Origin of the sequence: Chamaesiphon sp. (assembly GCF_041737865.1) — a bacterium.
Classification (GTDB): Bacteria; Cyanobacteriota; Cyanobacteriia; order Cyanobacteriales; family Chamaesiphonaceae; genus Chamaesiphon.
The window spans coordinates 1-7339 of sequence record NZ_JBGSQZ010000221.1 but is presented as its reverse complement, the minus strand read 5'-3'; the positions used below and the strand labels follow the sequence as shown (position 1 = coordinate 7339).

6 protein-coding genes and 1 pseudogene are annotated in these 7339 nt (G+C 44.9%); 1 reads left to right on the top strand and 6 read right to left on the bottom strand.

Features of this window, described 5'->3' with window-relative positions:
• Nucleotides 1–106: 106 nt before the first annotated feature.
• Nucleotides 107–895, top strand: a complete 789-nt coding sequence (locus ACEW9J_RS16900) for a hypothetical protein (protein ID WP_373546276.1) — start codon at nucleotides 107–109, stop codon at nucleotides 893–895.
• A gap of 177 nt (nucleotides 896–1072) precedes the next feature.
• Here the strand turns inward: ACEW9J_RS16900 and ACEW9J_RS16895 are convergent, their stop codons facing one another.
• From ACEW9J_RS16895 to ACEW9J_RS16870, 6 genes and pseudogenes are all read right to left on the bottom strand, one after another.
• Nucleotides 1073–1573, bottom strand: a complete 501-nt coding sequence (locus tag ACEW9J_RS16895; protein ID WP_373546275.1) for a thiol-disulfide oxidoreductase DCC family protein — start codon at nucleotides 1571–1573, stop codon at nucleotides 1073–1075.
• A gap of 43 nt (nucleotides 1574–1616) precedes the next feature.
• The gene (gene topA / locus ACEW9J_RS16890; RefSeq protein WP_373546274.1) at nucleotides 1617–3791 is read right to left on the bottom strand and encodes a type I DNA topoisomerase; all 2175 of its coding nucleotides are present in this window, start codon (nucleotides 3789–3791) and stop codon (nucleotides 1617–1619) included.
• Between the two features lie 36 nt (nucleotides 3792–3827).
• Complete coding sequence (locus ACEW9J_RS16885; RefSeq protein WP_373546273.1) at nucleotides 3828–4946, bottom strand: hypothetical protein; 1119 nt, start codon at nucleotides 4944–4946, stop codon at nucleotides 3828–3830.
• 8 nt (nucleotides 4947–4954) lie between these two features.
• Nucleotides 4955–5248, bottom strand: coding sequence for a hypothetical protein (locus ACEW9J_RS16880; protein ID WP_373546272.1), 294 nt, complete (start codon nucleotides 5246–5248; stop codon nucleotides 4955–4957).
• A 1-nt stretch (nucleotide 5249) separates the two neighbouring features.
• A complete protein-coding gene (locus ACEW9J_RS16875; RefSeq protein WP_373546271.1) occupies nucleotides 5250–7055 on the bottom strand; it encodes a hypothetical protein in 1806 nt (601 codons plus the stop codon).
• 50 nt (nucleotides 7056–7105) lie between these two features.
• Nucleotides 7106–7339 (bottom strand): annotated as a pseudogene (locus tag ACEW9J_RS16870) (hypothetical protein); the annotation flags it as partial.

The following is a 7339-nucleotide window of genomic DNA, read 5'->3' as shown; positions in this document are numbered from 1 at the left end:
GGAAACCTGGGGTGCAACTGAAGAATTGTCTGGTGAATCTGTTTTATAAGTGGACACTACAGTGTTGGAAAAATAACAGACATTGATTGTCAGATATTATGTGATTATGTCAAAAATTTATACCCTTTACCATAATAACTGTCCCGATGGATTTGGCAGTGCCCTTGCTGCTTACTTGAAGTTTGGCGATAAGTCTGAATATATCGGTGTCAAACATCAACAAGATCCCCCAGAGATGGAACCAGGTTCGGAAGTTTATATTTTAGACTTTAGTTACCCGCGACATGTGATGGAGGCACTGTTATCACAACACACCCAAATCGTCACTCTCGACCATCATAAAACTGCCCAAGAAGCCTTGTTGGGATTACGTGGTGCCCTATTCGACATGAATCGATCTGGTGCGACGATCAGCTGGGAATACTTTCATCCAGAGCGACCGATTCCAGATCTATTTAGGTACATTCAAGACCGCGATTTGTGGGAATGGAAATTGGAAGGTACTGGCGAAATTGCCGCCGGATTGCAATTACTACCCCAAGAATTCGATCTCTGGATTGACTTGCTTACGCCTGAAGGTTTAGAGCGGTTACGACAAGATGGTAAGACTATTTTGAAATACCAAACCAAGGAGATTCAGGGACTATTAAAGCACGTCTATCTAGACAATCTCCCACCTTATCAAGCCCCAACTGGAGCATGGATAACTGGAGCTAAAATCCCGTTAATTAATTGCTCCAATTATGATATCGTTTCCGATTTATGTCATCAAATGCTGGAAGAATACCCAGATTATCCCGTTGTGGCTAGTTGGTTGAGAGGGAAATCGAGTATCTCCTATTCTCTGCGTTCTCAACCTGACTTTGACTGTTCGGAAATTGCCAAACTCTATTGAATCGGGGGAGATTCTACACCGCAAGGCGGGTAAGTCTTACCGGATTCGGTTTAACGATCTGATGGATTATAAGGCGAGGATCGATCTGACTAAATCGTAATAAAATAGGATCGCTAACCTGACTTTTCATATTGAGTCTGAAATGCAATCAGGGGATGCAAAAAACCTCATCATTTGCTATCGTTTGTTCCGAGCGTCGATCGTACAGCCATCGTCACAAAGCTCTTTAGCTTTAAGACGTTGCTGACGCTGGGCAACGATCGTTTGCAGATTAGCACGCCCAGTTAGCAGCAGGCGGTAATCAGCCCAAACACCATAGAGTATATCTGCCACTCTGCCGATAACAGGCAATTTAGTCACCGCATAAATCCAACCGATACCCAAAATATCGTAGATTTGGCGAAATACTTCTACATCTCGAACGATCTCCCTATTCGGTAACACCGCATGAATGCGTCCCATCGCCGTCTCAAAGTCGATATTAGCGTTGTCAGCCGGATCGTAATCTTCGGCGGCTATATCAATAAATTTTATCAAACCTCGATCGCCATCTTTGCGTTTTAAGAAGTTGACTTCCCTCACACATAACGGGCAAGCACCATCAAAAAGTAGTTTGATTTTCCATAGTGATTCGGTAGTTTTTTGTTCCGAAATGGTGTTTTGTTGAAGAGGTAGCATTTGACTTTTGGTTGCCTGTTTGATTTGAAGAATTGCGATCGAACTACTGTGCTTTTACCTCGGTCGATTTAGCAGCATCAGTACCGAGATTACCAAGTTTCGGACTCCACCACACCCCCTCTTTCCCCCGAAAATAAGCGACATCCTTGTGTTTGGGCTTGGTTCTAGCTTCTGCATCCGAACATCGCAGCATTGATTTTGCTTGCCCATCCTTACTGTAATTGTATTCTTCCAGCGGCTTCTGGCAAACTGGACAAGGATGTTCGGTTAGCTTCGCTGGAGATGACTGCTCGGTTTTAGGTTGCGGAGTCTGCCATTCATTCGTTCGCTCCGACCAAAACATTACCAATCCCTTTCCCTCCGTATCTTTACAGCCATCCTCACATTTGAGAAAATAGCCCTTCTTAACTTTCTTGGTGGGTACTTTGGACATTGGCTTGCTGCAAGTCGGACATTTCAAGCGCGATTTCTCCAAATCCTTCCCCTGGAACGAGCCATAATCCTGTTCAGGCAGATTCTTAGTAGCCTTGCTTAATGCTGGCGCGAAATAGCTCCGGTTCCATTCAATCAGATAACTTTGCCACTCTTGCTGACCCTTAGAAATTGCATCGAGTTGAGTCTCCATCCCAGCCGTGAATTCCGATTGAATCAACTCTGGCAAAACTTGCATCAGAAAATCATCGACTTGCAAACCAATAGTCGTCGGCTGTACTTTACTCTTGACTAACTCCACATAATTTCGCTGCTTGAGCGTAGCAATAGTCGGTGCATAAGTCGAAGGACGACCGATCCCGCGCCGTTCCATTAGTTGGACGAGTTTCGGCTCGGAGTAGCGCGGTGGTGGTTGAGTCTGCTTTTGCTCGTGACTGACGTTAGTTGCCGTGAGAGGTTGCTGGGGTTGCAAACTAGGCAATACGGTATCGCCACTAATATCCTTCCAATATTTAGCGTAACCTGCAAATTCCAGCATTTGACCTCTGGCTTGCCATTGGATCTCGCCAGATTGGGTAACGATCGTGGTTTTACGAATTTGCGCGGGTTTGCATTGAGAGGCGATCGATCGCATCCAAATCATCACATACAGCGCGAATTCATCCTCTGAGAGTTGCTGTTTGAGTTCGCTTGATGCTTTTGTTAGATCGGTCGGTCTAACCGCTTCATGGGCTTCCTGGGCATCTTTAGAGCTGCGCTGTTTGGAGACTTTAGTGGGCACATTGTCTGGATCGTGTGACAACAACCATTCCCGTGCTGCTGTACAAAAATCCTGACTCAGTTCGACTGAATCAGTCCGCATGTAAGTAATTAACCCTGCTTCATAGAGCTTCTGGGCAACTGACATCGTATGTTCGGGGCTGAACTTCAATCGCGCTCCTGCTGCCTGTTGGAGCGATGAGGTGATAAATGGAGCTGGAGGCTTTTTAGGTGCGAGTTTACCTTCGATCTTTTGGACTTGATGGGGATGAGATTTGCCGATCTCTACCAACCTGTCGGCTTCGGCTTGACTCAGTACGCGCGTCGATTCGGCGACTTTCTCTGTCGCGCCAGCATCATCGCTAGTTTCCTCTTCTGCTGGTGAGATAGCTTGGGCAGTGCCATTGTAGAATGCCCTGAACCCTTCGGCATAGTCTACAAATACCGACCAATAATCCTGCGGTTTGAAGGCTTGAATTTCCCGCTCTCGTTGGCAGACTAGATGGAGAGTTGCCGACTGTACTCGCCCGACACTTTTGGCACCGTTATTGAGTCGCCAGATTAGGGGCGATCCTTTGTAGCCAACGAGCTTATCCAGACAATCGCGGCACCTACCTGCTTCAACTAGAGCCATATCGAGCGAGCGAGGACTAGCAATAGCTTTTTTGACAGCGGACTCGGTAATTTCCTGATAGACAACCCGCTGGGGCTGTTTGAGTTTCAATACTTGAGCGATATGCCAGCCGATGACTTCACCTTCTCGATCTGGATCTGAGGCGATGAAGACTCGATCTGCTTGCTTGGCTGCGGCAATAAGTCCAGAGATCGTTTGTTTAGCTCTGTCGTCACGGGGGATGTAACGACAATCGATCGTATTTGAACCCAGCTCGAACCCTAACGAACCGTCCCCATCGTTAGCGAGTTGGCGAATATGTCCGATTGAAGCCTTCACATCCCAGTCCGATCCAAGGATGCTTTTAAGCTTCTTAATTTTGCCAGCAGATTCGACGATGAGCAGGTTTCGCATAAATTAGGTGAGCAATCGATCGTTTATAATAGTTTCTCAAATACGGATCGATCTAAATCGTTTCATCAACGCTGGACGACTACTGTAATCCGACTTGAGTTGCTCAAAGCGTTTGCTAAACTCAGGCAATCGTCCCTGCTGTTGGGCCAAATCGCGCAAATCTTTGAGTAAAGCAGTTGCCTCATCATAAGGTTGAGACTGTTTCAATTCAATCAGCTTTACCACCCGCTCCCAGGTTTGGGCTTCTTTCGGTGCTAGTGCTGCTAATGCTTGAGTCCGCTTTTTTCTGGCTGCATTTCGTTCTCGCTCTTGACGCTGCTCTTTGACCGTATTGGCGATTTCTTGTAACTCCGATAATCGCCGATGTCCTGGAACTGATTGAGGAGTCGATTTCCCCGCTCCAGCCAACTCTTTTAACCGATTAATCAATTGCAGATCGACATGCGGTTCGCGCCGAACGAGTTTGAGTAAGAATTCTTGCCGTTCTGCTTCTGTCAGCGCAGATAGCCAACCTTCCAACGGTGAATCCGCACCCGTTGCTCGATTCGGACTTTCCAGAGCCGCCGCCGCCACCAAATCGGAGTCGAGTTCTACCAGTTTGATAAATTCCTTCAGAGCAGGCGAAAGCTGGCTCAGATTAGCCGGAATCGGTGGTTCGACTGGATCTTCATCTAGTGCATCTCCCGCCAGTGCAGGAGCCACTCGCAGCCAAACCAGATACAGCAACCGTAAATCGCCACCCAACAAATCCTCACGCAACGGTAGCAATTCTGGCAACCAGCCTTCACCTTCCACCCAACCTGATAAACCCTCCTCCTCATGGATTTCAAGATTTAGGACGATATATTTGGCTGTTTGGGTAATCTCGATCGCATCTGGTAGATCGTAAGGTTGAAACCATTTCGGATTAACGATCGCTTTTGGAAACCGAAATATTAGTTGCCAAGTGCCCCAATTGGCGATATAAAACATGGCATCGAAGTATTTAGTCAATACCTCTTCTGGCTTGTTATGAAAACTACCATAGTTATAAAGGAAAATTGCTTGAGTCGGTGTCAGCTTCACCCGACTAGATAGCCCCTTAATCTCCGCCTGTTCTTTTGGTGTCAGCGGACGATCGATCGTTTGAAATTCATAATATTGATATTCACTCATCTTGATATTCACTCATCTGTTACTATAGCTATGTGCCTGGGGAATGAAATAATCATCTCTCCATAACCTTCAAGATCGAATGTCCAGAAATTAAACTCCTTGCTAATTCGATCGACAACTTTATATTCAGCGGCTGTTTTCATTGTAAAACTAGTTATTAGCGCAAAGCATTTGTTGTCTTCATCTGTACTCACTACGATACTTTTGAAATTATTAGTTAACTCAGATGCTGCCGATCTCAATTTATCTAGATTGCTTGCAGTTGGGAGCGTTGAAACCTCAATAGTTACTCGGACATTCATATTAGCTCACCCCCATTTGTTTCATTGCTTTCCAGAGATTAATTCGGCGTTTATGCGTCACTTTCCACTGCCCCAAGAGAGTTTCATAATCTTGTTGTGATACTTCCTTCAATGCAACCATCCACTGAGCATGTTTGCTGTACTTACCATTCTGGACTAACTCCGGTTTCGGCATAAATTGGTAAAGATTTACTTGCCAATAATTCATCACCAGATCGAACAAACGATCGGGCACAGATGCTTTGAGATACTCTCGTCGAGATTCATCACTTTGAGTAGAGAATTCTTGAGGACGAATCACCACTCGATCGAATTGAGGATAGCCAGATTCTCCTTGATGATAGATCTCCATCAAATCTTTAGTCAACAATCGCAGTCGATCGTAATTCTCGCCTAATTGACTTCGATCTCCAGGTAGACAATCGATCCATTGAGTTACTTGCGTCTGAAACCAGCTTACTCCTTTTTGGCGATTGTCAACACTTTCAATCAACCAACAAAGCCACCAGCTATCGACTTTTTGCCAACTATAAGATTTCGTTCGACGAATGACATAATCTCGCCAGGATGTAAACAAAGCTTGACGAGTAACTTCAGATAGAGGAATTTCAACAAAAGCAGCAAACATCCTCGACCAATTAAACCATCGATCGATCCCTATTTGTTGAATTTCCAGCGCATTAGCCCGTTCGGTTTGATTCAATCCCTGTGCAGTTTGCTGATAGTAGCGCAGCAACGTATTTATATTTTCTAGATTGCCATCATAATATAAGCCTGGAATGGCCACCAGCATCGAGGTTTCCGGTGTCCAAGATCCATCACTGCGATTGGGTTTTAGTAATGAACTGAGTGTTTCTTCGATCGCCACCAAACTTTCTGGATAATTCTGCTCATTCAATAATTCCTCAATAATTGGCAACCCATTTTGCCACTGTTGCGGAATCGTTGTTCTTAATTGTTCTAAATAGCGATCTGGTGCATATTGCTCGATTAAATGCAAATAAAACTGCTGCCAACAAGAATGTATATTTGCTAATATGCTCTTCCAAAGAGTCGTTTCTTTGTTAGCTGTTAATCCTGCTAAGATAATTTGCCGATCTACTTCGGACAACTGAATTAGGAACGCAAAAACTGTACCACTATTTAATTGTATTTCCTGAAATTGTTGCTCGTACTCGCGAATACACTCTACAAACTGAAAAGCATCTTGTCCTTGTTCCTGAATATTTAGCCATTCCCCTGCCAATACACAATCAGTTAAATGCTGTTCTAAATCCAACCCATCGGTAATTTCCATCCAATCTGGAATGCCTGAAGCAACATCTGTTTCTGCCTCCAAAAGTGCTGTGACAAAATCGGTTTCGGGGCTAAATTCATGCTCAAATGCTGTTTTGATGAGAGGCTGCATCTTATTGGCAACGCTCTCTAAATCTTCAATAAATGTAGTCGCATCAAAATAAGGTTCTTCCCAATCAGCCTCTCGAACGATATATTTCCCTTCCTCTTCCGAAGCTTCGCAGACAATTGCATCCCACTCTCGCCACAGCCCAGCCCAAATCTCAGCCTGTTTTGCCAGAGAAACTGTTTCTGCATCAGTAAATTGAGTTGATGCTTGAGGTCGTGATGGAGCGAGAATTTGTCTGACCGTTTGTTGGGTATCTGCCGGAAGTTGGGAGATAGCTTGCTCTTGCAACTCAGGAGACAAAACTCCTAATAGTGCATTAATTAGTTGAGAAATTTCTAGTTGAGTTAAAGCCTTGAGTAACTGATTCGATTTGCTTGGATTATCTGAATTCTGTTTTGACATCTTAACTTTGCCCTTGCCTCCTAATATTACTCAATGACATCAATCGATGTTTACGTGACTAGCTCAACGATCCAAATTCCTGCTCGATCGTAGAAATCAACACTAAATTCTACCTCACAACTCAACTGACGGCGAATCAAACAGCCAGTATCCCCCAACAATAATCCCAACCAGACATCCACCAAACTCAAACCTGACTGCTGCTGTAGCTCCACCAACAACATCTGACCACATTCTCCCATCACAGCTCGAATCCGACTCGCCCACAGCTCGATCTCCTCCCC